Annotated in this window: 21 protein-coding genes; 4 read left to right on the forward strand and 17 right to left on the reverse strand. The window is 45.2% G+C overall.

Annotated elements, in window-relative coordinates; genetic code table 11:
- Positions 1 to 32: 32 nt before the first annotated feature.
- The 10 genes from MHB56_RS08005 to MHB56_RS08050 all read right to left on the reverse strand — a co-directional run bounded on the left by MHB56_RS08005 (position 33) and on the right by MHB56_RS08050 (position 10,270).
- A complete protein-coding gene (locus tag MHB56_RS08005; RefSeq protein ID WP_036677630.1) occupies positions 33 to 1,331 on the reverse strand; it encodes an NCS2 family permease in 1,299 nt (432 codons plus the stop codon).
- Positions 1,332 to 1,570: 239 nt separating this feature from the next.
- Complete coding sequence (locus MHB56_RS08010; protein ID WP_076130395.1) at positions 1,571 to 2,326, reverse strand: tRNA threonylcarbamoyladenosine dehydratase; 756 nt, start codon at positions 2,324 to 2,326, stop codon at positions 1,571 to 1,573.
- Between the two features lie 61 nt (positions 2,327 to 2,387).
- Positions 2,388 to 4,172 (reverse strand): aspartate--tRNA ligase, encoded by a 1,785-nt coding sequence (aspS, locus tag MHB56_RS08015; protein ID WP_076193219.1) that lies wholly within the window; start codon positions 4,170 to 4,172, stop codon positions 2,388 to 2,390.
- A gap of 55 nt (positions 4,173 to 4,227) precedes the next feature.
- On the reverse strand, positions 4,228 to 5,481 hold the full coding sequence (gene hisS / locus MHB56_RS08020) for a histidine--tRNA ligase (RefSeq protein ID WP_076304246.1): 1,254 nt from the start codon (positions 5,479 to 5,481) through the stop codon (positions 4,228 to 4,230).
- A 203-nt stretch (positions 5,482 to 5,684) separates the two neighbouring features.
- Complete coding sequence (locus MHB56_RS08025) at positions 5,685 to 5,810, reverse strand: hypothetical protein (RefSeq protein ID WP_256716501.1); 126 nt, start codon at positions 5,808 to 5,810, stop codon at positions 5,685 to 5,687.
- Between the two features lie 367 nt (positions 5,811 to 6,177).
- Complete coding sequence (locus MHB56_RS08030) at positions 6,178 to 6,627, reverse strand: hypothetical protein (protein ID WP_036677637.1); 450 nt, start codon at positions 6,625 to 6,627, stop codon at positions 6,178 to 6,180.
- 48 nt (positions 6,628 to 6,675) lie between these two features.
- Positions 6,676 to 7,185 carry a type 1 glutamine amidotransferase domain-containing protein gene (locus MHB56_RS08035; protein WP_076105448.1) on the reverse strand — a complete coding sequence of 170 codons (510 nt, stop codon included), beginning with the start codon at positions 7,183 to 7,185 and terminating at the stop codon, positions 6,676 to 6,678.
- Positions 7,186 to 7,335: 150 nt separating this feature from the next.
- Complete coding sequence (locus tag MHB56_RS08040; RefSeq protein ID WP_175617366.1) at positions 7,336 to 7,491, reverse strand: hypothetical protein; 156 nt, start codon at positions 7,489 to 7,491, stop codon at positions 7,336 to 7,338.
- A 133-nt stretch (positions 7,492 to 7,624) separates the two neighbouring features.
- Positions 7,625 to 8,068, reverse strand: a complete 444-nt coding sequence (gene dtd, locus MHB56_RS08045; RefSeq protein WP_036677641.1) for a D-aminoacyl-tRNA deacylase — start codon at positions 8,066 to 8,068, stop codon at positions 7,625 to 7,627.
- Between the two features lie 21 nt (positions 8,069 to 8,089).
- The gene (locus MHB56_RS08050; protein ID WP_036677643.1) at positions 8,090 to 10,270 is read right to left on the reverse strand and encodes a RelA/SpoT family protein; all 2,181 of its coding nucleotides are present in this window, start codon (positions 10,268 to 10,270) and stop codon (positions 8,090 to 8,092) included.
- 313 nt (positions 10,271 to 10,583) lie between these two features.
- Between MHB56_RS08050 and uraA the strand changes: the two genes are divergently transcribed.
- The gene (gene uraA, locus MHB56_RS08055; RefSeq protein ID WP_038572987.1) at positions 10,584 to 11,897 is read left to right on the forward strand and encodes a uracil permease; all 1,314 of its coding nucleotides are present in this window, start codon (positions 10,584 to 10,586) and stop codon (positions 11,895 to 11,897) included.
- Between the two features lie 253 nt (positions 11,898 to 12,150).
- Here uraA and MHB56_RS08060 read toward each other — a convergent pair whose 3' ends face one another.
- The 6 genes from MHB56_RS08060 to MHB56_RS08085 all read right to left on the reverse strand — a co-directional run bounded on the left by MHB56_RS08060 (position 12,151) and on the right by MHB56_RS08085 (position 19,018).
- Positions 12,151 to 12,669, reverse strand: a complete 519-nt coding sequence (locus MHB56_RS08060; RefSeq protein ID WP_036677647.1) for an adenine phosphoribosyltransferase — start codon at positions 12,667 to 12,669, stop codon at positions 12,151 to 12,153.
- 207 nt (positions 12,670 to 12,876) lie between these two features.
- Positions 12,877 to 15,279: a single-stranded-DNA-specific exonuclease RecJ gene (gene recJ / locus MHB56_RS08065; RefSeq protein WP_076130397.1), complete on the reverse strand. Its 2,403-nt coding sequence runs from the start codon at positions 15,277 to 15,279 to the stop codon at positions 12,877 to 12,879.
- Between the two features lie 29 nt (positions 15,280 to 15,308).
- Positions 15,309 to 16,259 (reverse strand): cation diffusion facilitator family transporter, encoded by a 951-nt coding sequence (locus MHB56_RS08070; protein ID WP_036677651.1) that lies wholly within the window; start codon positions 16,257 to 16,259, stop codon positions 15,309 to 15,311.
- Positions 16,260 to 16,402: 143 nt separating this feature from the next.
- Entirely contained in the window at positions 16,403 to 17,305 is a 903-nt protein-coding gene (gene secF, locus MHB56_RS08075) for a protein translocase subunit SecF (RefSeq protein ID WP_052097271.1), read from the reverse strand.
- A complete protein-coding gene (gene secD / locus MHB56_RS08080) occupies positions 17,295 to 18,545 on the reverse strand; it encodes a protein translocase subunit SecD (RefSeq protein ID WP_036677653.1) in 1,251 nt (416 codons plus the stop codon). The genes secF and secD overlap by 11 nt, the downstream gene beginning before the upstream one ends.
- Positions 18,546 to 18,766: 221 nt before the next feature.
- Positions 18,767 to 19,018, reverse strand: a complete 252-nt coding sequence (locus tag MHB56_RS08085; RefSeq protein ID WP_036677655.1) for a post-transcriptional regulator — start codon at positions 19,016 to 19,018, stop codon at positions 18,767 to 18,769.
- Between the two features lie 196 nt (positions 19,019 to 19,214).
- On the opposite strand from MHB56_RS08085, the gene spoVB reads away from it, so the two are divergent.
- Positions 19,215 to 20,813 carry a stage V sporulation protein B gene (gene spoVB / locus MHB56_RS08090; protein WP_076130398.1) on the forward strand — a complete coding sequence of 533 codons (1,599 nt, stop codon included), beginning with the start codon at positions 19,215 to 19,217 and terminating at the stop codon, positions 20,811 to 20,813.
- Between the two features lie 4 nt (positions 20,814 to 20,817).
- On the opposite strand, the gene MHB56_RS08095 is transcribed toward spoVB, so the two are convergent.
- Positions 20,818 to 21,582, reverse strand: coding sequence for a DUF421 domain-containing protein (locus MHB56_RS08095; RefSeq protein ID WP_076130399.1), 765 nt, complete (start codon positions 21,580 to 21,582; stop codon positions 20,818 to 20,820).
- 226 nt (positions 21,583 to 21,808) lie between these two features.
- Between MHB56_RS08095 and MHB56_RS08100 the strand changes: the two genes are divergently transcribed.
- Positions 21,809 to 22,201, forward strand: a complete 393-nt coding sequence (locus MHB56_RS08100) for a TIGR04086 family membrane protein (protein ID WP_036677660.1) — start codon at positions 21,809 to 21,811, stop codon at positions 22,199 to 22,201.
- Between the two features lie 94 nt (positions 22,202 to 22,295).
- The gene (locus tag MHB56_RS08105) at positions 22,296 to 23,135 is read left to right on the forward strand and encodes a phosphatase PAP2 family protein (RefSeq protein WP_248549480.1); all 840 of its coding nucleotides are present in this window, start codon (positions 22,296 to 22,298) and stop codon (positions 23,133 to 23,135) included.
- The last annotated feature ends 83 nt before the right edge of the window (positions 23,136 to 23,218 follow it).

The following is a 23,218-nucleotide window of genomic DNA, read 5'->3' on the forward strand; positions in this document are numbered from 1 at the left end:
GTCCCTCGCAATCAAAGAAACTGGATGCCGCTCTATAGCACAGCCTGCAAAATAAAGTTAGCCACAAACAAACCAGCAATTCCATACAACGCAGGTGGCACTTCCTTCCCTTTGCCCAGCGCCAGCTTCACAATTGGGTAGGTAATAAAACCAAAAGCCATACCGTCCACGATGCTATAGGTGAATGGAATCATAACCATGATTAGAAAAGACGGGAACAGCTCGGTCAAATCACTTAAGTCCATCTCACGCACATTTTGTACCATTAGTCCGCCGATCACAATCAGGATCGGTGCGATCGCACTATCGGGAATATAGGATAACAGCGGTAGGAATAAGAAGGTCGCCCCGAATAGAAGCCCTGTCACCAGCGAGGTGAGACCCGAACGCCCGCCCGCAGCTATTCCTGCATTAGATTCTGCAGCGGCCACAACCGGACTGCTTCCGAAAAGACCCGCGGCGATATTAGCAAGCGAGAGCGCACGCAGGCTGCTTTTGAAGCGTTCTGGACGGCCTGCCATCATCGTCTGCGAGGCTACAAGACCGATATTTTCAAATACAACGATTAACAATAACAGGAATACAGCAATCCAGAACACCAGGCTCACAATGCCGCTCCAGTCCATTCCGAAAAATAGGCCGCCATAACCTGAGAATACATGCCCTGAGGCCTGTTTTTCCGGTGCATGTGCAGCTCCCAGCAGGTAGGCAAGTCCTGTACCGACCAGCATACTTATCAGCAGGCCTCCGTTAGTTCCCCGGATAAATAACACTAAAGCCAGCAATAAAGTCACACAGGATGTAATAACTGCAGGATCACTAAAATGTCCTATGGCAACAAAAGTAGTCTGATGGGCAATCACTATCCCACTCTTTTGCAGCCCTATAAAGGTCAGAAACAGCCCTATACCGACTGTAATGGCATGCTGCAGGTTTTGGGGAATTGCCTCACTAAGAATACGATAAAGTGATGTAAAGGCCACGATAGCGAATAACACGCCTGTTATAACGACTACAGTAAGCGCCTCTCTCCAGTCCAGTTTCATGGAATGAACAAGCGTATAAGTGAAAAATGCGTTAATCCCCATCCCGGGAACCACGATGATAGGCGTCTTCCCGCCAAAAGCCATCAGCAGACAGCCGGTAATTGCGGTCAACAGTGTAGCCACCATTGCCGGTCTAAGCGGCATCCCCGCGTCATGGAGAATCGTCGCATTCACCATAACAATATAAACTGAAGCAAAATAGGAGAGAATCCCTGCAGCCCATTCCCGTTTCCAGTCATTCTCAGGCGCAAGCCCCACACTATTTCGCCAAAAATTCGATTTCATGTACAAAAACCTCCACTGATATTAAGTTCCGCAGGCGGATATTACCCGGATTATAAATCTAATAATCAGCCGTTCATCCCGGTTCAGCTATTATGCCTATTTGTGGCCTGCTTCTTGCAGAACCCGCCTGTTTAACGACAACAAAAGGGCGTACGCAGCCGGATTCCAGCTACTCGCCCTTTTGTCCATTACTCTAATCCTATAACTATAATTGAAACAGCCTCAGCTCAGCGATTCACTTACAAGCTGACGCCTCCAGCCTCAAGCAAGTCACGCACGGCAACGCTGACCATAATTAGGCCGGCTACCGGTGGAACAAATGAATTGCTGGCTGGCGGTTGTTTCGCTTTACGTCGATCCGGCGCATTCTCCGGAACAATCTTGTCCGTAACATCCTGACGTGGCTTCATTGGCGGCTCCGTAGAGAAAACCACCTTCACGCCTTTCTTAATCCCATCCTTACGCAGCTTCTGGCGAATGACCCGGGCAATCGGATCATACGTTGTTTTGGAAATGTCCGCTACCTGGAATCTTGTAGGATCCATTTTGTTGGCAGCGCCCATGCTTGAGATCATAGGAATTCCACGTGCCAGACATTCTTTAATCAAATGGACCTTGTAGATAATCGTATCCGAGGCATCAATCACATAATCCGGTTTCAGCTTGAACAGTTCCTCATAGGTTTCTTCCGTATAGAACATGTTCAGCGCAATCGCTTCACATTCCGGATTAATCAGCTTCACACGGTCTACCATCAGTTCGGCCTTCTTTTGCCCAACCGTTGTAGTAAGTGCGTGGATCTGCCGATTTACATTGGTAATGTCGACGGAATCCTTATCAATCAGAATCAGTCTGCCGATCCCGCTACGAGCCAATGCCTCAACAGCCATACCGCCAACACCGCCGATACCAAGTACCGCTACTGTGCTGTTCTTCATAATCTCCAGACCTTCCGGTCCGATCGCCAGTTCCGTACGTGAGAACTGATGCAGCATGAGGTCAGCCTCCTTCAAAAGCTATGGCGAAGCAGAAATCTGCCTCGCCCGCTTTATTTAATTATTCTTTTTCTTTTTCTTTCTTTGGTTTAAGAGCCAGCTTAATATGCAGTTGCTCCAATTGTGAACCGTCTACTGGTGCAGGTGCATCCATAAGCAGGTCCGTTGCACTTGCCGTTTTCGGGAATGCGATGGTTTCGCGTAGATTTGTACGACCCGCCAGCAGCATAATTAGACGATCTAAACCGAAGGCAATACCACCATGTGGAGGTGTACCATATTCGAACGCATCCATCAGGTAACCAAATTTCTCGTAAGCAACCTCATCTGAGAAGCCGAGAGCTTGGAACATTTTTTCCTGTACTTCACGTTTGTAAATCCGCATGGAGCCGCCGCCTACTTCATAACCGTTCAGAACGATATCGTAGGCTTGTGCACGAATTGCACCTGGATCTGTGTCGAACAGATGCAGATCCTCTTCACGTGGACGAGTGAACGGATGGTGTTCTGCTACATAACGTTTCTGATCTTCATCATAACCAAGCAATGGGAAGTCAGTCACCCAAGCGAACTTGAACACATTATCGTCGATCAGACCCAGCTGACGTCCGATTTTGACACGAAGGGCGCCTAGAACGTCCGCTACAACCTTTTTGGTATCAGCGGAGAACAACAGTAGGTCACCTTCTTCAGCGCCTGTACGCTCCTTCACAGCTGCAATTTCTTCTTCAGTGAAGAATTTGACAATCGGTCCTTTGAACTCGCCGTCTTTCACTTGAATCCAAGCCAAACCTTTCGCTCCATAACGCGCAGCATAAGGTCCGAGATCATCGATTTCTTTACGAGTCCAAGTCCCACAGCCTTTAGCATTTAGACATTTCACTTCTCCGCCTTTTTCGATCACGGAAGCGAATACCTTTACGCCACTTGTGGCAACAATATCGTTCATTTCTACAAGCTCTAATCCAAAACGCAGGTCAGGTTTGTCTGAACCGTATTTGCCCATAGCCTCAGCATAAGTCAAACGTTGGAATGGAAGCTGAATATCCGCTCCTACAGTTTCTTTAAACAAACGCTGCATCAGGTTCTCCATCATGCCAAGCAGCTCATCCTGAGACAGGAATGAAGTCTCGATGTCCACTTGTGTAAATTCCGGCTGGCGGTCAGCACGCAAATCTTCATCACGGAAACAACGAGCAATTTGATAATAGCGTTCAACGCCACCCACCATCAATAGCTGCTTGTAGATTTGTGGAGATTGCGGCAATGCGAAAAATTCGCCTTCATGCACACGGCTTGGCACCAAATAATCACGAGCACCTTCCGGTGAGCTCTTAGTTAGGATTGGTGTTTCTACATCAATAAATCCTTCACTGTCAAGAAAGTCGCGGAAAATCTTAGAAGCTTTCGAGCGTAGCAACAGCGTTTTTTGCATTTCTGGACGACGCAGATCCAGGTAACGATATTTCAGGCGAAGAGATTCGTCTACTTCCACTCCATCTTCGATGAAGAATGGAGGAGTCTTAGCAGCGTTCAGCACTTCGATGTCTGTAATTTGAACTTCAATCTCACCTGTTGGCAGATTGCGGTTAATGGTTTCTTCATCACGTTTAACCACTTTTCCTTTGACAGCCAAAACATACTCACTGCGAACCTTATCCGCAATTTGCAGTGCTTCGCCGGAGTAGTCCGGGTTGAATACAACTTGCACAATACCGCTTCTGTCACGCAGGTCAATAAAAAGTACGCCCCCAAGGTCGCGGCGGGTCTGGACCCATCCGTTCAAGGTTACCGTTTGTCCAATATGTTCTGGTGTTAATTGCCCACAGTTATGACTTCTTTGCATAATTCACCATTCCCCTTTTTAGTTAAAAATAAGTTTCTATTTAAAAAGTCTTCTTCTATACCAACGCCTGAGCCAGCTCTTCGAGCTTCACAGTCTGCTGTTCCCCTGTGCTCATCGACTTCAGCGCAATTACACCATTCTTCAGCTCGTCTTCGCCAAGAATCGCAGTATAACGTGCCGACATACGGTCAGCTGACTTCATCTGTGCCTTCATCTTCCTGCCGAGGTAGTCGCGTTCTGCCGAGAACCCTTGGCTACGCAGAAAGTATAGCTGCTTGGAAATTTCAATGTCAGCCTCTTCGCCAAGAGCTACAAAATACACATCCAGTGGCTTTGCAGTCTCCAGTGCTACCTTCTGATCTTCCAGAATAAGAAGAATACGCTCCAGCCCGATCCCAAAACCAATACCCGGTTGATCCGGTCCACCGATTTCTTCAACCAAACCGTTGTAACGGCCTCCGCCGCCTACGGTATCAATAGAGCCAATGCCAGCTGCTTTATATTCAAACGCAGTATGCGTGTAATAATCCAAACCACGTACAAGACGAGGATTAATCGTGAACTCCACACCCATGATGTCGAGATGCATCTTAACCTTCTCAAAATGAGTTATGCATTCATCATCCAAACTGTCCAAAATGGAAGGCGCATCTGTAAATTTATCCTGATCCACCTTGCAATCCAGCACACGAAGCGGATTACGCTCGATTCGACGCTGACAGTCACTGCAGAGGTTATCCTTCATCGGTCTAAGGAATCCCAGCAGCTTCTCCCGGTAAGCCGCACGGCTTGGTGCATTACCCACGGAATTAAGCTCCACTCTTACATCCTTAAGACCTAGATCCTTATAGAATTGATAGCCCATAGAGATTACTTCTGCATCAATAGCCGGATCCACGGCCCCAAACGCCTCAATCCCAAACTGATGGAACTGGCGATATCTTCCGGCCTGCGGACGCTCATAACGGAACATAGGTCCGATATAATACAGCTTGCTTACATCAGGTTCACCGTATAGCTTGTTCTGAACGTAAGCCCGCACGACACCAGCCGTTCCTTCTGGACGAAGAGCCAAATCACGGTCGCCTTTGTCCTTGAACGTATACATTTCGCCTTCCACAATATCCGTTGTTTCGCCTACTCCACGTTCGAATAACCCTGTGTGCTCAAACATAGGTGTGCGAATTTCCCGGTAGTTAAAACGGCGGCATAAATCTCTGGCCTTCCCCTCAATATACTGCCATTTCTCCACAGCACCCGGAAGCACGTCCTGCGTTCCTGTTGGTTTCTCGAATCTTTCTTTAGCCACAGTCTATCCCTCCTAAAAAATAACCCCTCTAGAGCTGTTCTCTTCATCTGTTTCTATTGCAGAAAAAGCAAAAAATCCCTCGCCCTGTTTTATAAAAAAACAGGGACGAGGGATTATCATAACCAATAATACACCACGTGGTACCACCCACATTCCGGATCAGTAAAAATATACTGAAGCCGCTCAAAGCGGTTAACGCCCGCCTACGCGTAACGGCTACTGATCGCGGCAATCAATACTGCCCACTTTCGCCGTACGTTCTCGGGGAGGTCATTCATTCGCTCATCAACAGAATCCTTGCAGCCAAGCGATACCGGTTCATCATCCACTTAAGTAGATGTCATCCGAATCGACAAGGGATTCTTCTCTGGAGTTGTGGGTTCTCGAATTACTTGGTCCCGTCATCAAAACCATATGATAAAATCGTATATTGTTAATATTCTACTGAACTACTGCATTAAAGTCAAGGAAGTAAAAAGGATGCCTGGTATAAATTTTGACAGTTTCCGAGTTTTTTATTCAGCAATTATATTGTAACAAAAAAAATGACCTGCAGCCGAATGCTGCAGGTCCATCATCATATATTATTAAAAAGGGGGTCATGCCTTTATTATAAACACGCTATATTAAGGAATCATGTACGTAATATTACGATTATATTACATTCCATGAAAGCGGTTTATTTTTAATAGAATACTATTCGAATTGTTCAACATAGGCCCCTTTGCCCCGAAGGATTTCCACAACTTCATTATAATTTTCTTCTGCTATACTTAGCTCCATCACATAACGAAGTTCACTTAAATCCCCATCTTCGAGATCTCCTTCTGCCACGTTCGCACTAACCTGATCTTCATTCACACTATAATGCGTTTCAGGGTCAGCCCGAGTGTCGGAAGCGGCAATGCCAGGAACCAGCATAGCTCCAGCTGCAGGTGTGCTAGCCGTTCCAAGCGTTCCAGTTGTGCCTGCGACTACAGATGCACTATCCAGTGGAATGATTGGAAACAGAATATTACGATCATTGCCGATAGGGTCTGTGAGTGGCCAAACCTCCAAACCATCCACCTTATAGCTAATCAATGCTGTTTTTGCGCCTTCTGCTTCATTTTCAGTTCTGAAATACGCTTGGATTTTTCTGCTCATTGCCATTACCTCCTTGGATTATAAGACTCTAATTTAAATATTGCTTATTTATTTCAGGACCTTCAATATTTCACGAACAAATGCAGGCTCATCTTTTGGTGTACGCGAAGTAATGTAATTGCGATCAACCACTACTTCCTCATCCTTAAACTCCGCGCCGGCATTCACAACATCATCCTTCAGCGGAGGATAAGAGGTAATGGTGCGTCCCTTAAGCAAGTCTGCACTGATCAGAATTTGCGGTCCGTGGCAAATAGAGGCGATAGGCTTGCCTGCTTCATTTGCTTCTTTTACAAACTTCAAAATATCAGCATTTTGCCGTAAATTCTCGGGGGAAGAACCACCCGGGATGACAATCGCGTCATAATCACTTGCTTGAACATCGGCGATCGCCTTGTCTGCTGCGTAGGAGACTTCTTTCTTTTTACCTAGCAAGGTCTCCCCTTTTTTCAAACCAATAATGTCAGCTTGATGTCCTGCCTTTATAATTTCATCATAAGGAACCTTCATTTCAGAATCTTCAAAATCATTAGCCAGTAAGAAAGCAACGTTACTCATGTAATAGTTTCTCCTCTCTGTCTTTAGCAATTAATGATGTTCTAATTATTCTTTCTTGTGGTCTATTACCCTTATGAGGATGCTTTCTAACCTTTAATCGGAAAAAAGGCTTCCTTCACAACACCGAAAAAGCCGCATTTTCCACCCGCTTCAGGTACGCGGCAAGAGATTGCGGCTTCTTCCTTTCATCACTAGTGGTTCGGTCTCGCCGTCTAGCTTTTTGGCTAATGCACAGGCTTCCATAGGACTCCCAGTCGGTAGTGCCGGGATACTTCTCCATACCCATGCCTTCTGTGATTGTCTCATTCTTAAACTCCCTGCCTTATGCGTGATATCTGCCTGCATTTAGTTTATCCAGCCCAAAGAAGCTCTATCCGCATAAAAAAAGATGTCGAAAGTTAGCTCCGGCCAGAAGCAATCTTCGACATCCTCTATTTCGTTAGCTGCGGCTATCCAGAATGAGAGTAACTGGGCCCCAATTGGTCAGCGACACATCCATCATCGCTCCAAATATGCCCGTCTCCACCTGAAGACCTCCAGCTCTAAGCTCTTGATTAAAATAATCATAAAGACGCTCGGCCTCCGCAGGAGCTGCAGCTCCCATGAAATTCGGCCGTCTTCCCTTACGGCAATCTCCGTATAAAGTAAACTGGGACACTGAAAGAATAGCCCCGTTAGTATCCGTGACACTATAGTTCATTTTGCCAGCATCATCTTCAAAAATACGCAGTCCAGCTATTTTATCCGCTAAATATTTGGCATCCTTCTCTGTATCTTCATGGGTAACGCCGACAAGCAGCATCAGGCCATTGCCAATCGCTCCGGTCACTGTCTCATCCACGGTTACTTTGGCGTCCTTACAACGCTGTACTACAACTCTCATCGCACTACTTCGCTCCTTGCCTTATTGCATGATCCGATTCACTGTATATACATCCTTGACTCGTTTCACTTTATCTACAACGGATTGTAGATGCTCCGTATTACGAATAAGGATGGTCATATGAATCATTGCCATCTTATTCTTGTCAGAGCGCCCAGTGACCGCTGAAATGTTCGTTTTGCTCTCGGACACAGCCTGCAATACTTCATTGAGCAGTCCATTGCGGTCATGGCCTGTAATCTCAATATCCACACTATAGTTTGCTTCCATCGTGCCTTCCCATTCCACTTCAATCACTCTAGCTGCTTCTTCTCCGTCACCTTCACCCGGAATATTAGGACAATCCTGGCGGTGTACAGATACGCCCCGGCCCCGTGTAACATAACCTACAATGTCGTCACCCGGAACCGGGTTGCAACATCGTGCAAAACGAACAAGTAAGTTTTCAATTCCTTTTACACTAACGCCATTGGTGGGTTGATTTCTTCTTTCGCCGGAAGACTTGATCTCCTTCATCTCTGAAGTAAGCTCCAAGTGGTTAGCAGCTTCTTCCTGCTCCTTGCGCAGCTTCTCCGTCAAACGGGAGGCAATCTGCGAAGCGGTAATCCCACCAAAACCAACGGCAGACAACATATCCTCTACATCATTAAAAGCAAATTTTTTCGCAGCTTCCAACAGTTTTTCATCAGAAATCCACTCGGAAACTTCGACATTCAGGCGCTTCAGCTCACGTTCAATCGCTTCGCGACCTTTTTCGACATTTTCCTCACGTTTTTCTTTTTTGAACCATTGTTTAATTTTGCTTCTTGCGTGAGAGGATTGTGCAATTTTGAGCCAGTCACGGCTAGGTCCGTAAGAATGCTTAGACGTCAAAATCTCAACAATATCGCCCGTCTTCAGCTTGTGATCAAGCGGCACGATCCGCCCGTTCACCTTGGAACCAATCGTACGATTGCCCACTTCTGTATGAATGCGGAACGCGAAGTCAAGAGGCACAGAACCGGCAGGAAGCTCAATAACCTCACCTTTAGGAGTAAATACAAACACGAGGTCTGAGAAAAAATCCATTTTTAGTGATTTTACGAACTCTTCGGCATCCTTAGCTTCATGCTGCAGCTCCAATATTTCGCGAAAGAAAGGCATCCGATTCTCCGGATTAGCATTATTACTGCTGCCTTCTTTGTATGCCCAGTGTGCGGCTATCCCGTATTCTGCCGTGCGGTGCATTTCCCAGGTGCGAATTTGCACCTCAGTAGGCTCTCCGCCTGGTCCTACCACAGTAGTATGCAGAGATTGATACATATTGGCTTTCGGCATAGCTATATAATCTTTAAAACGCCCCGGCATTGGCTTCCATAAAGTGTGAATAATTCCAAGGGTTGCATAACAGTCCTTGATATTATCCACAATGATACGAATGGCCAGCAGGTCATAAATTTCATTAAACTGCTTGTTTTTTGTGCTCATTTTGTTATAAACACTGTAAATATGCTTCGGGCGACCGGAAAGATCACCTTCAATGCCCATTTCATCCAGCTTGGCACGAATACGGCCAATTACGCTGTCGATAAATTGCTCACGTTCAGCCCGCTTCTTATGCACCAGATTAGCAATCCGGTAATACTGCTGCGGGTTCAAGTAACGAAGCGCAATATCCTCCATCTCCCACTTAATCGCGGAAATCCCCAGCCGGTCAGCTACAGGACAGAAGATCTCCAACGTCTCATAAGAAATACGGCGCTGGCTCTCTTCAGATTGGTATTTTAAGGTTCGCATATTATGCAGACGGTCCGCCAGTTTAATGACAATGACCCGGATATCCTGGGCCATAGCAATAAACATTTTGCGGTAATTCTCGTTCTGCTGCTCTTCCTTTGAGCGAAAGCGAATGCGTTCCAGCTTCGTTAAGCCGTCAACAAGCATTGCGCAGGTATCGCCAAATTTAGCGCGGATTTGTTCCAGTGAGACCGTCGTATCTTCCACCACATCATGCAAAAGCGCTGCAACAATAGATATAACATCCATTTGCATATTGACGACAATATCTGCCACCGCCAGCGGATGCAGAATGTATGGCTCCCCCGACTTGCGGATCTGCCCGTGATGAGCCTGATCGGCAAATTCATAAGCTTCCCGGATGCGGAGAAGATCTTTATCTTTTATATAGGCGCCAGCCTTATCAATTAATCGCTCAATGCCCATTCTCGTCGTATCCGATTCCTTTCTATAATAAAATGAACCCGCAACTGTTCAAAAATCTGCAGGTTCCAATCATTTCATTTGTCCAAGCTTACTTACGCCCTTATTCAAAGTTGTCTATAATTATGAGGCTTAAGGAGGATTACGTCAACACTTGCCATCTCATGGTATTCCAGAAGTAAAAGTAATTAAATTCGGACAAATTAATAACACTTGTGAAAATGTTGTTGTAAAAAAGCCAAGTTCTATTTAATCTAGTAAAGGCGGATTTTCGCCGGACAACCTAATATCAGATAAGAAAGAGGAGTGAACTCCATTGCAACGCGAAATTCAAGTTAACGAAAAACTTCCATGGGGCCCAGGCTTTCTATTAAGTCTCCAGCATTTGTTTGCCATGTTTGGCAGTACAGTGCTAGTGCCTAACTTGTTCGGGGTCGACCCTGGAATGATTTTGCTTATGAATGGTATCGGTACATTGCTGTACATTTGGATCTGTCGCGGTAAAATCCCTGCGTACCTTGGTTCCAGCTTTGCCTTTATTGCACCGGTATTGTCAGTACTCAGTCGTTACCCAAATGATCACATGAAAGGATACTCGCTTGCTTTGGGTGCTTTTATCGTCACTGGTATTATATTCGTGCTCGTGGCATTGATCATTCGTTATGCAGGAACCAAATGGATTGATGTTGTTTTCCCTCCAGCAGTAATGGGAGCGATCGTAGCTACGATCGGACTTGAACTTGTACCTGTTGCCGCACGAATGGCAGGACTTATTGCTCCTGAAGGCGTTGCAGTTGCAGACTGGACTCCAGATGGCAAAACAATCGCACTTTCTATGGTGACACTTGGTGTAACTGTAATTGGAGCTGTACTCTTCCGCGGTTTTCCAAAAATCATTCACATCCTTATTGGTATCGTCACTGGTTATGGTTTAGCATATATTTTGAAAATGGTGGATACCGCTGCTATCTCTAATGCAAAATTTTTAGCGCATCCTTCCATTGTTACTCCTTCATTTGATTGGAATGTAATATTCACTATTATCCCGGTATCATTAGTTGTTATTGTTGAGCATATTGGACATTTACTTGTTACAAGCAATATTGTCGGCAGAGACTTGGCAAAAGATCCTGGACTTGACCGCTCTCTGATGGGGAACGGGATATCTACAATTATCTCCGGTTTTATCGGTTCTACTCCAAATACAACCTACGGTGAAAATATCGGGGTTATGGCGTTGACTAAAGTATATTCGGTATATGTAATCGGCGGCGCAGCGGTGATTGCTATTCTGCTTTCATTCTCTGGTACTTTCTCCTCCGTCATCGCTAATATTCCAACCCCTGTAATGGGTGGTGTATCCCTGTTGCTGTTTGGTGTAATTGCGGCTTCCGGATTACGTATTTTCGTTGAGCAAAAAGTTGATTTTTCCAAGGCTACGAACATGATCATGGCTACGTTGGTACTCGTTGTCGGAATCAGTGGTACAACCCTTACTATGGGCAACGTTAAACTAAGTGGTATGGCGCTGGCTACAATTGTTGGTATCGTATTGGCATTGTTCTTCAAACTCATTGAAGTGCTTGGACTGTCTAATGATGGCGGAGAAAGTGATAAAACTGCCCATTAATCGGTTATAAAAAATAGAATTTTAAAAAAGCTGCTCCAACATCCATTTATGGACTTGGGCAGCTTTTTTTATTGACTCAGATACAAAACAGCAACTCTCCGCCACAAGGCAGACAGCTGCTGTTATTATCTTACATTTTCCAATTAATGTTTAACTTCCACACTTTGCGTCACGCGCTAATCTTTGCACTTTTCAGCATAATTCGAGAGCCGAATCCCCGTTTATTTCCCGGGAAAAGACAAACTTTACAAGATTAATCCTCGTAATTCACCAAGGAAAGAACTTCAACTCCAGAAAGCTTATTACGCCCAGCAAGCTCAACCAGTTCAATCAGAAAAGCAGCACCTACCACTTTACCGCCAAGCTGTTCTACAAGGTTAACCGAAGTAGCAATGGTTCCACCAGTAGCCAATAAATCATCAGCGATCAATACTTTTTGACCAGGCTTGATGGCATCTGTATGAACAGCAAGGGTGTCCTTGCCATACTCAAGATCATAACCTACCTCTATAGTCTCATATGGAAGCTTGCCGCTTTTACGAATCGGCACAAAACCTACTCCCATCGCATAAGCAAGAGGTGCTCCAACTACGAAGCCACGTGCTTCTGGTCCAGCGATAACGTCGATTTCCAAATGCGCTACGAGAGCTTTCAACGCGTCAATCGCTTGGCGGTAAGCCTCACCGTCTTTAAGCAATGTGGTGATATCTTTAAAACTAATACCTTCTTTAGGGAAATCAGGAATCACACGAATACTATCTTTAAAATCCAAATTTATCATCTCCTATAAGTTTTGTTAGCATAGCTGCATTGATTTCAGATCGACAAAACTTGCTTCGTAAGCATTCGCTTTGTTTTGTTAGCATAGCTGCTTTGATTTCAGATCGGCAAAACTTGCTTCGTAAGCATTCGCTTTGTTATATGAGCGTTGCATTTTTATACACCGTTGGGTACGCTCAGCATCTCATATTTGCATGGATTATGATACGCCTAAACGACGCGATAACATCCAGTCCTGTAACTCTGACAGGCTGCCCTCCATGAAGTATTGCTCCATCTCCGCCATCTGTCCCAGTCGGACAAAATGACTCGAAGCTGTCAGACTTTTAGCTACTGGCTGAGTAATAAACGCCACACTTCCCTGACTTCTTTTAATAAAATCAAGCTCCTCAAACACATCAAGCATGTTGTTAAGCATGCGGATACTTAACGAGGACTGGCGGCTTAACCGCAGCAAAACTTCGTTCTCAGGCGTTGCAACTGAGGTGATCGAAGCCAACAGTTTATATAGTATTTTGAAATGATCCCGTGTCGGAGTAATAAGTCGTTCTCGGCCATCCTTGATAGAATGCAATAACGCAATATTATCAGCATTAGGGAAGGTTTGGAGCAGCGCATCCAGTTGTTCAGGAGTCTCCGGCATATCCAGTATGCATAACAGAGAGACATGCCCTGACTCCTGAAGGGGCTCATCCTTAACAGCAGCGCTAATGCCAGCTTCTTTATCATATACCCATAAAGACATTCCTATCAATTCACTTGCAGGCGTACTACGTCCGTTCTGAAACACTGCAGCAGCTCGATACGGACCCGCACCACTATAAGGAAGAAGTAGTTCTCTAATATGTGCGGCTTGCCGTACGGCGTCAGCAGCACCACGAAGATCGAATAACTGGGCATCCTGCACAGATAAATCCTGCAGCATCAGCTGTGATTTGCGTGAGCCATTCCATTCATTGATCGACAGCTCAGCTAACACGTTGATCGTAGTACCCGCCGGTAGCAGCCTGGATAAAGCGCCTTTACCAAACGCCAAGGCTTCAATGCTGTTTTTCCCCTGCTGCAATACAATCTTCAGGTGTTTTCCATCTTGACCCATTGTACGTGTCTCTTTCACAGTAGCCCCACGAATAATAAACTTCGGCAACGGATTAGACATTCCGAAAGGTGCAAGCCTTTCCAATTCTAGCGCGGTCTGCAGTGATAAATCCGAGATTGACACCTCTGCATCAGCGGAAGCAACAGGAACGAAATGCTCTGACGTTAACACCCCGGACGCATATTCATTTAATGCTGCAGCAAAGACTTCTAATCCATCCCGATGCAGGCTCATTCCCGCAGCGGCTGGATGACCTCCAAAATGATCCATTAAATCAGAACAAGAAGAAAGTGCAGCGTAGATATCAAGTCCAGGTATGGAGCGAGCAGAACCTTTGCACATTCCGGTCTCTGGATGTATATCCAGAATGATCACAGGCCGATAATAACGCTCCAGTAGTTTGGAAGCCACTATACCTACCACACCTACATTCCAGCCATGATCAGCAAGAACAATGATGTCTGGGATTTCGCCACCCTGTGTCATCTGCTCCAGCTTGGCAGTGGCCTCAACAACAATTCTTTCTACCACCAATTGGCGTTCTTTGTTAAGCAGGTCAAGCTCTCCAGCTAGCTGCTCTGCCTCAGCCGCATGCTCGGTAGTGAGGAGGGACACAGCCCGTCCAGCATGATCCAGGCGACCACTGGCATTGATGCGCGGCGCCATGCCAAAAGCGATATTGACCGCACTCACAGTGCTCATGTTCACACCGCTGACAGCGAGTAAGGCACGAATCCCCGGGAAACTTGAATGCCGCATACTTTCCAAGCCATTTCTAACAATCTCACGGTTCTCGCCAAGTAGCGGCATTAAATCCGCAACCGTTCCTATCGCTGCAATCTCTGCCCATTCTGTGGGAGTCTCTTCCCCTAGAATAGCCTGAGCAAGCTTATAAGCCACACCTACACCCGCTAATCCTTTGAACGGATAAGGGCAATCTGGCAGCTTGGGATTAATAAGCGTATAGGCTTCTGGCAAAAGCTCAGGAGGTTCATGGTGATCCGTAACGATCACATCGATCCCCAGTTCATTAGCGTAAGCAACCTGATGATAAGCGCTAATGCCAGTATCTACTGTAATGATTAAGGAGACACCTTGCTGTAAAGCCCAATCCAGGGCATGATTATGCAGCCCATAACCCTCATTAGAGCGGTGTGGGATATAAATATCAAAGGAAGCGCCTAAATAGCGCAGCAGATGAATCATAAGTGCTGTGCTGGACACCCCGTCGGCATCATAATCGCCATAAATAAGAATATGTTCTTCATCTTTTAAAGCCTTTCTAATTCTAGGAACCGCTTCAGCCATTCCTTTGAGTAGGAACGGATCATGCTGTTCTTCCTCACTGCCATCCATGAAGCTTAGAGCTTCATGAGGCGTGTTCATTCCTCTATTTACTAATAGTGAGGATAAGAGTGGAGAAATAGAAAGGCTCCGGGCCATATCCCTAACTGTGTCGGGATTGGCTGCCGGAGATTGCCATCTTGTTTTTGAATAAAGCAATAGAACTCACCTTTCTCTCACCTTGCAAACTACTGAAGCAACGTAGGAATATCATTATCCGGCAATTCATAATTGCTTTTGTACGGATAGCCGGGATCATAAGGAACAACGTCCATATGCACCTCACCGACATGAACAAACCGGTGCTGCAGCAGCTTCCTAGCGCATTCCGAAATATCCTGTGCTTCCATCACCGTAATCCGCGGATTCACACTGATTTTCACTTGAAGATTCACATAATTCCCTTGCTCAAGTGCCTTCAAATGTTCTACGCGAATGACGCCATGAACACGTTGCACTGTTTCAATAAAATTAGCGGCTTCCTCCGAAGGAAGCTCCTGCGCGTTTTTAGTGTTAATAGAGCTAGCAATGAGTGAATAGCCTTTACGAAGAATTAAAACTCCGGTTAAGAGCGCGGCAATAGGATCCATATAAGATAGAGGATGCCAATAGGTACCACCCATGGATAACGAAATTCCGACTAATACTGTGATAGATGTATATAAGCTGAAACGATGACTATTAACATATGCAGCATGACTGCCATCACCTATTTTTTTAAAGTAGCGATATTGATATTGAAAAACAGCTTCTTTAAACACAATAGATACTAAGACGGTTACAAACGCCAGCTGTCCGTGTGTAGATGATTTTCCATCTGTTAAGTCGCGGATTGCAGAGAATGCGATCTGCAGTCCCCCCATAAGAATAAATACCGAAAAAAGTATAGCCAGCAGCGGCTCCTTAGTGCCCCGCCGTTCTTCGATCCGTTGCTTACTCTTTCTCCCTTGCTCAGAGCGCCACGGAAGAATATCCGCCAGTTTAGCTGCTGCATCTGCTCCGGAATACAAAGCATCCCCCATTAATGCCTTGCTCCCTGAAATATAGCCAAAACTCCCCTTAGCTACTGCCAAAGTAACATCGCTAATGATCCCTGTCCAAGCAACCGTCTCGCTTTGCGGTGATCGTTCTTTATTCATACGAGGCCCTCCTTACCAATAGCAAGTAATCTCATGATGATTCAATACACATGACATGACCCTAAAGATTTCGAAAGCCGCGTCGCATTTGACGCGGCTTTCTTAAACGTATAAGAAAAGTAGAACTTCGATGCTAATTTCTTCTAACCTTTATTCGGGCTGCTCTTCACTTTAACCTTCTCACGCTTTTTAAGCACTAACCAGAGTGGACTTGCAATAAAGATGGAAGAGTAAGCTCCGAAGAGCAAACCGATTACCATCGCAAGCGAGAACATCTTAATCGACTCGCCTCCGAACAATAACAGGAAGAACGCCGCAATAAATACGGTAAATGCAGTATAGAGAGAACGCATGAGCGTTTGAGCCACACTTTTGTTCACAAGGTGTTTCAAGTCTTCATAAGTTTTCTGTTTACCAAAACGTAAATTCTCACGGATACGGTCAAAGATAACGATCGTATCATTGATGGAATAACCGATGATCGTAAGCACCGCTACAATGAACGTCAAATCCACTTCCAAGCGGAAGATAGAGAAGAGCGCGACTACGATAAAGGCATCATGGAGCAAGGCCACAATCGATGCCACGGCGAAACGCCATTCAAAACGAATACTTACATAAATAATAATCCCCAGACAAGAAATCAGAACTGCATAAATAGCATTACGTGCCAATTCTTTAGCCATTTCAGTGTCCACGGTGTTAATTTCAAATGATGCTTTGTCATCCAGCTTAAGGATTTCAGCTTTTAGGGCTTCATCTTGAGCCTCATCAAGAACTTCGTCATAACGAATATTCACACGCTGATCACCAAACGAAATCGTCGGTTCATGATCGACATCGATTGCACTAGTTGCAGTCTTAACCTGATCCAAGTTCAAATTCTTGGATAGGGAGATGTCCACATTAGATCCAGCTTTAAAGTCAACGCTGTAATTCAGGCCAAATGTCGCCAGGAAAATCAATCCTGCTACTGTCAATGCGATAGAGAAAATATAGAAATATTTACTCAAATGTACGAAATCAAGCTCTTTCTTAAAGCGCACGGATTTCACTCTCCTTAACACCGAAGCTCTTCGGTTTGTTCAGCTTACCCGCTTTGACAAGCTGGCTAAGCAACCAGTGGGAGAAATAAAGATTCGTGGCGATACTCAGCACGATTTCTACAATCAGCACCAATGCAAAGCCTTTGACCGCACCTGTACCGAAGGCAAACATAACTGCTGCCACAATAATAGTAGTCACATTGGAGTCCATTACTGTCCGGAAAGAGGATTTATTCCCTGCCTTAACGGAGGACAGTATACTTTTTCCACTGCGCATTTCTTCCCTTATCCGTTCGTTGGTAATGATATTAGCATCGACCGCCATACCTATACCCAGAATAAATGCGGCTATACCAGGCAGCGTCAAGGTGAAGTCCGCGAAGACGAAGACCGCAATTAGCGCCCATGTATGCAAGAGCAAGGCAAAACTAGCCAAAAGACCTGGCAAACGATACATTCCGATCATGAAAATAAGGATAATCACAGAAGCCAGCAGACCTGCTCGAATCGTTTGATCAAGCGATTGCTTACCCAGGGTAGCACCCACACTTTGGGAATATTTCTCCGTCAGCTTCAGTGGCAATGCACCTAGGTTAATCGTGTCTGCAAGTTCGCGCGCTTCCTTAATTGTATAGTTACCAGAAATAGAAGCACTGCCATCGGTAAGTACTGCTTGTACCGTAGGGTCAGATAGTTTGTTCTCATCCAAGTAAATTGCGAGATTCTTTCCCAAGAGACGTTTAGTAATCTCTGCAAATTTGTCCTTGTCCTTAATCTTGATGCTGATGATTGGCTGATTCAGGTTATCCCGTCCAACTTCTGCAGCACCTTCAACAAAATCACTACCTACCAGTTCGATTTTGCTGTAAGTTCCCTCAGCGTCACCTTCAGCAGCACTACGGAAAGTCAGAACTGCAGGTTCCTTCATTTTTTTACGAACCTCGGCTTCATCCGTTACGCCCGCAATTTTCAAACGGATACGGTCCGTACCTTCAGTAGTTACCTCTGGTTCACTTGTTCCGAGCGCATTCGCCCGTTTTTCTAAGCTTTCCGCTGTCTTCAGCAGAGAAGCTCGGGACAATGCTGCTCCCGCTTCCATAGGCTCAGCATGATACAAAATCTCAAATCCGCCTTTCAGGTCAAGACCAAGTCTAACCTTGTCCAGCAGTCCAGGAGTAGTAAATGCCATAACGCCTGTCAAAACGAGCACGGTAATAAAAAAGCCCATTAGTCTCTTCATGCTCTAGCTAGTTCCCCTTTCATTAACTCAATATTCCTATTATAGCTACACGCGAAATGACCGTCAATTCACAGCATTGATAGAGCTATACTCACACAAAGAAACGGCCGCCCCTGCCTAAATCAGCAAGACATCCGTTTTAATAGGAGATGTGGAGTTATTATTCTCTTACTTTACTGCTTTATCAGGCAGTTCGCAAAAAGAAATATGTGGTTTATTGTTCAGTTCAACCCCCGATAGGCCGCAATAGTCAAATAATTCATGTAACTATTGGCTTTCAAGGAATAAATGTCGTTTACCAGCTTATGTAGGGGAGGCAAGCCTTCCTTATCATAATTACGGCTGATGCAATCCCAAATATCCTTGCTGGTTACATACTCATAGCCGAGGAGCCGGAATTCTTCAGCTTTGCTGCGGCACATGGCTTCGATTTCTTCACTATGTTGATCATGATTCCACTGTTCCGATTCCACGTGTTGACACCTCCAAAGATCGCTCATGTTCGTATGCTCACCATAGATATTCGACTCTTGTTCTTCGCTTTCCTTCTTCCGTCACAAAAAGTTAATGCCACTAAAACAAGGCATGCCGAGATAGGGGTACAGCATATCCATAAGAATAGACAAGTTCGCCAGCGTTTTATTTCATTTTGGGAAGAAGGCGTGACCTTTGAAGAAACAGAGCTTTATACAAGGAACTTTAATCTTGCTAGCCGCCGGCATCATTAATCGGATGCTTGGATTTATTCCCCGGATTGCTTTACCCCGTATTATCGGAGCAGAAGGTGTGGGTCTGTATCAGCTCGCGTATCCTTTTTTTCTTGTGCTGGTTACTGTCATTACAGGCGGGATTCCACTGGCGATAGCCAAGATGGTGGCGGAAGCAGAAGGAGAGAATCGGCCTGAAAAATCACGGCTGATTTTACGTACTGGACTTGCTCTTAGTATTGGACTTGCAATCTTCTTTACATTGGTTGCTTTGGTAAGTGCCTCATGGGTCTCCAATGTTATCTTAACAGACCATCGAGTTTATTATACGTTTATTGCCATGATCCCAATGATTGGGATTGTCGCCGTATCTGCAATTTACCGCGGTTATTTCCAAGGCAAGCAGAACATGATACCATCGGCGCTCTCCTCCATCTTCGAATCTTTAGTTCGAATATTCTTTATGCTCTGGTTCTCCTGGTTGTTGCTTCCTAAGGGTATTGCTATGGCGGCGGCTGGAGCGATGTTAGGTGTGACGGTAGGAGAAATTGGCGGAATGTTAGCGATTCTGTGGCAATATTATGTCATTACTAAAAAAGATAAAAAGCAGACAAATCCGACTCCAGAGCAACCCGCTCTCGAGCCGGAGGTTATCCCATCTGATACACAAGGTGTGAAAGCCAACTCCCCCATATTACGGCGGTTACTAGGCATATCCATTCCCGTTACAGCAAGTCGGCTTGTAGGCTCTTTTTCTTATCTGCTGGAATCTATTATTACTGTGCGCAGTCTCGCCTTGGCAGGTATAGCCGCTGCTGCCGCTACAGCTCAGTACGGGTCTTTACAAGGGATGGTTGTTCCTTTATTGCTGCTGCCCGGGGCATTAACCTCTTCACTTGCTGTGTCTCTGGTTCCTTCCATATCAGAAGCTGCGGCAAGAAAGGACTTGCCCACCATTCACAAGCGTATGCATCAAGCGTTGCGGCTTGCGCTGGTAACAGGGGCTCCTTTTGCTGTTCTTATGTATATCCTGGCGGTTCCGCTATGCAATTTGTTATATGGTAACGCGGATACAGCTCCTATGCTGAAGCTCATGGCTCCATTCGCCTTGTTCATTTATGTTCAAGCTCCTTTACAAGCTGCGCTGCAAGCTATGGATCGACCGGGCAGGGCACTCATCAATACCTTAATTGGAGCAGTAGTCAAAATCATTCTGATCGTAATACTGGCATCGCAACCTGAATATGGAATTTACGGCGCCATCATAGCCATTATTGTGAACAGCATTCTGGTTACGCTGCTTCACGGATACAGTGTGGTCAGTCTTATTTCATTATCTTTAAGAGTAACCGAAACCATAAAAACCTTATGTGCAATGGTCATTATGGGAGCGGGCGTGCATTATGTATACACTTCCATTCCCATTGCAGATGTACAATGGATTCAATTTATATTTGCCTCTGCGATAGGAATGGTCCTGTATTTCGGAATCAGTCTGTTAGCTGGCCTTATCTCAATTCGTGATTTGGACCGTCTGCCGTTTATCAAACGCAGGCTCTAAAAAGCTATCTGTTGTCCAAACGGTCGACATAAATTCTGCCCTTATGATCTATGGAGCATAGAAATACATTTTTGAAATCAGATACTCCTTTTTGACGAATTTGAGTTCTTAACCAAAATCTGGTTTTTCCAATCATCTCTAAATTCTGATCCTGCACCTTGCCATCCATAATCAGAGGGATTGGAAGTCCTTCATATCTGATCTTATTCTTCGGCAGCTCTATCTTACGGTTCTTATTTCCTTTATTATCGTCACTCTTTTTATGCTCAGCAGCTGCACTGCTATTGCCTGATGGGTTAGAGGATGAACTCCCCTTCTCTTTCTCGAATACGGTTAGCTGTCCACTAGGCTCCAGGATTGCAAATTCCACGTCAGCAGGACTGGCGATGTTCTGTCCACGCAACTGCTGCAGCAGATCATCAATATTATATCTCTGCCTACGCATTTCGCCCCGGTGCAGCTTGCCGCCAGAAATGAGTATGCTCGGTTTGCCGTCCATTAAAAGTCTGAGCTTTCTGCTCTTAAGACTGAGCTGAGCCACAATTACCTGTATCAACACCAATGTTGCCATCGGAACGACTCCTTCATAGATCGGCCGATTAATATCCTCAAGCACAAAAACAGCAATCTCAGCAATCATGATGGAGATCGTTAAATCAAATACAGACAGCTTACCTATTTCCCTCTTCCCCATGATGCGCATACACAGGAATATGAAGAAATACATCAGCACGGTCAAGAAAATATGGGTAGAGATATGCTGGAACATATAGCTTCGCTCCCCTCCATTCTCACCCGCAGACTTGTTTTCCCGGGTGGATTAATGTAACCCTATTCTGACCGCTCTGTGCAGGGAACATTCGGAAGCCGGCATATTAATTAATGGTAAAAAGGCTGCAATGCCCTTTCTTGTACTATTGGGGCAAGCCATCCCATACAATGAATAATAACTATGTTGATTCTTTTTCCTCAAAAAAACTTTAGGAGGTTGTACCATGTATTTAATCCGGCGCATGTTCTCGTGGAGAATAGCCAATCCTGTGTTATCTGGCCTATGTCGATCATTCCTTTGGATGCTGATGGGTGCGTTTGTCCTCTCACTTTTGTTATGGGGCAGCAGTCTGAAGGAGCAGGATCTCTCAATGTACACATACATTGTACACGGCATAGCTGCAGCATTCGGAGGACTAACCGCCGGTCGCAGAGCCACGAGCAAAGGCTGGTATCAAGGAAGTCTTACAGGCGCATTTTATGGAATTATCGTTCTGTTGATCGGTTTTTTGGCACTGGACAGCGCACCCTCTGGTGTGGATCTGCTATGGGTTCTGGCAGCTGCTGCAATTGGCGCTCTCGGCGGAATGTTTGGCGTTAATTTACAAAAAAGCTAAAATTATAATTCCATTAAATTCGAAACATTCCTTGAAAATATGTTAAACTGTGATCATCTGACTTCATTAAGAGATCAAGGAGGCTTCGATTGCTTTGTTTTACCAATCAATGAACCATATTGTTTTGTACACAGTTGCATTAGTAGTGATATTAGTATGGATTGGCGCTAAACGTAATCCACTCATGGCATTGGTTGAAATTGGGAAAGAGATGCTGCGATCCTATAAGTTTTTGTTGCTGATTGCAGGAATGTTTGGCGTATTAGCCATAAATAAATATGAACTGCAAATTGAACAAAAAATGCATCTTACCTCTGATTATACGCCGTTTATATTTGGTCTAGAGGGTCATTTTGTCCAAGCCGTTCAGGATATATTCTACAGTCCATGGTTAACACCGATCATCGTCTTTTTCTACATTTTCATGCTTCAGTCTGTTCTAGCAGCATCATTAGGGGTCTATCTGTTAGATAAAAACCGGGTGATGTTATATGCCACCTGCTATGCTATTATTATCAACTATGCCTTGGCGATTCCATTCTATCTTTACTTCCCGGTAAACGAGGTTTGGTCCTATCTGCCAGCGGGCGTCAAATTTACTATGCTGGATGTATTTCCGAAATTCGAACAGGAATATAGACCGCTATCCGGTCTCAATAACTGCTTCCCGAGTCTACATACGTCCATATCTGTTACAATGGCACTTCTGGCCTTCCGTTCAGGGAACCGCCGCTGGATGGCCATCACTAGTATTTCCGCAGTTGTAATCGTCTTTGGAATTTTCTATCTGGGCATTCATTGGCTTACAGATATGATCGGTGGAACCTTGCTAGCTGTACTAGCCTCTACAGTTGGCGTTCAACTCGCCAAATTAACTTTGCGGGGACGTGAAGAGTCGCTTACCGTTCCGAGCCGCGTAACAAATGTACGTTAAAGTTAAACTGCTAAATCTTAATAACCTTAAAGATCAAAAAAGCGGTGTCCTCTCCAATGAGAAGACACCGCTTTTTATGTACT

It is taken from the genome of Paenibacillus sp. FSL H8-0315, from assembly GCF_038005365.1.
Taxonomy (GTDB): domain Bacteria; phylum Bacillota; class Bacilli; order Paenibacillales; family Paenibacillaceae; genus Paenibacillus_AQ; species Paenibacillus_AQ odorifer.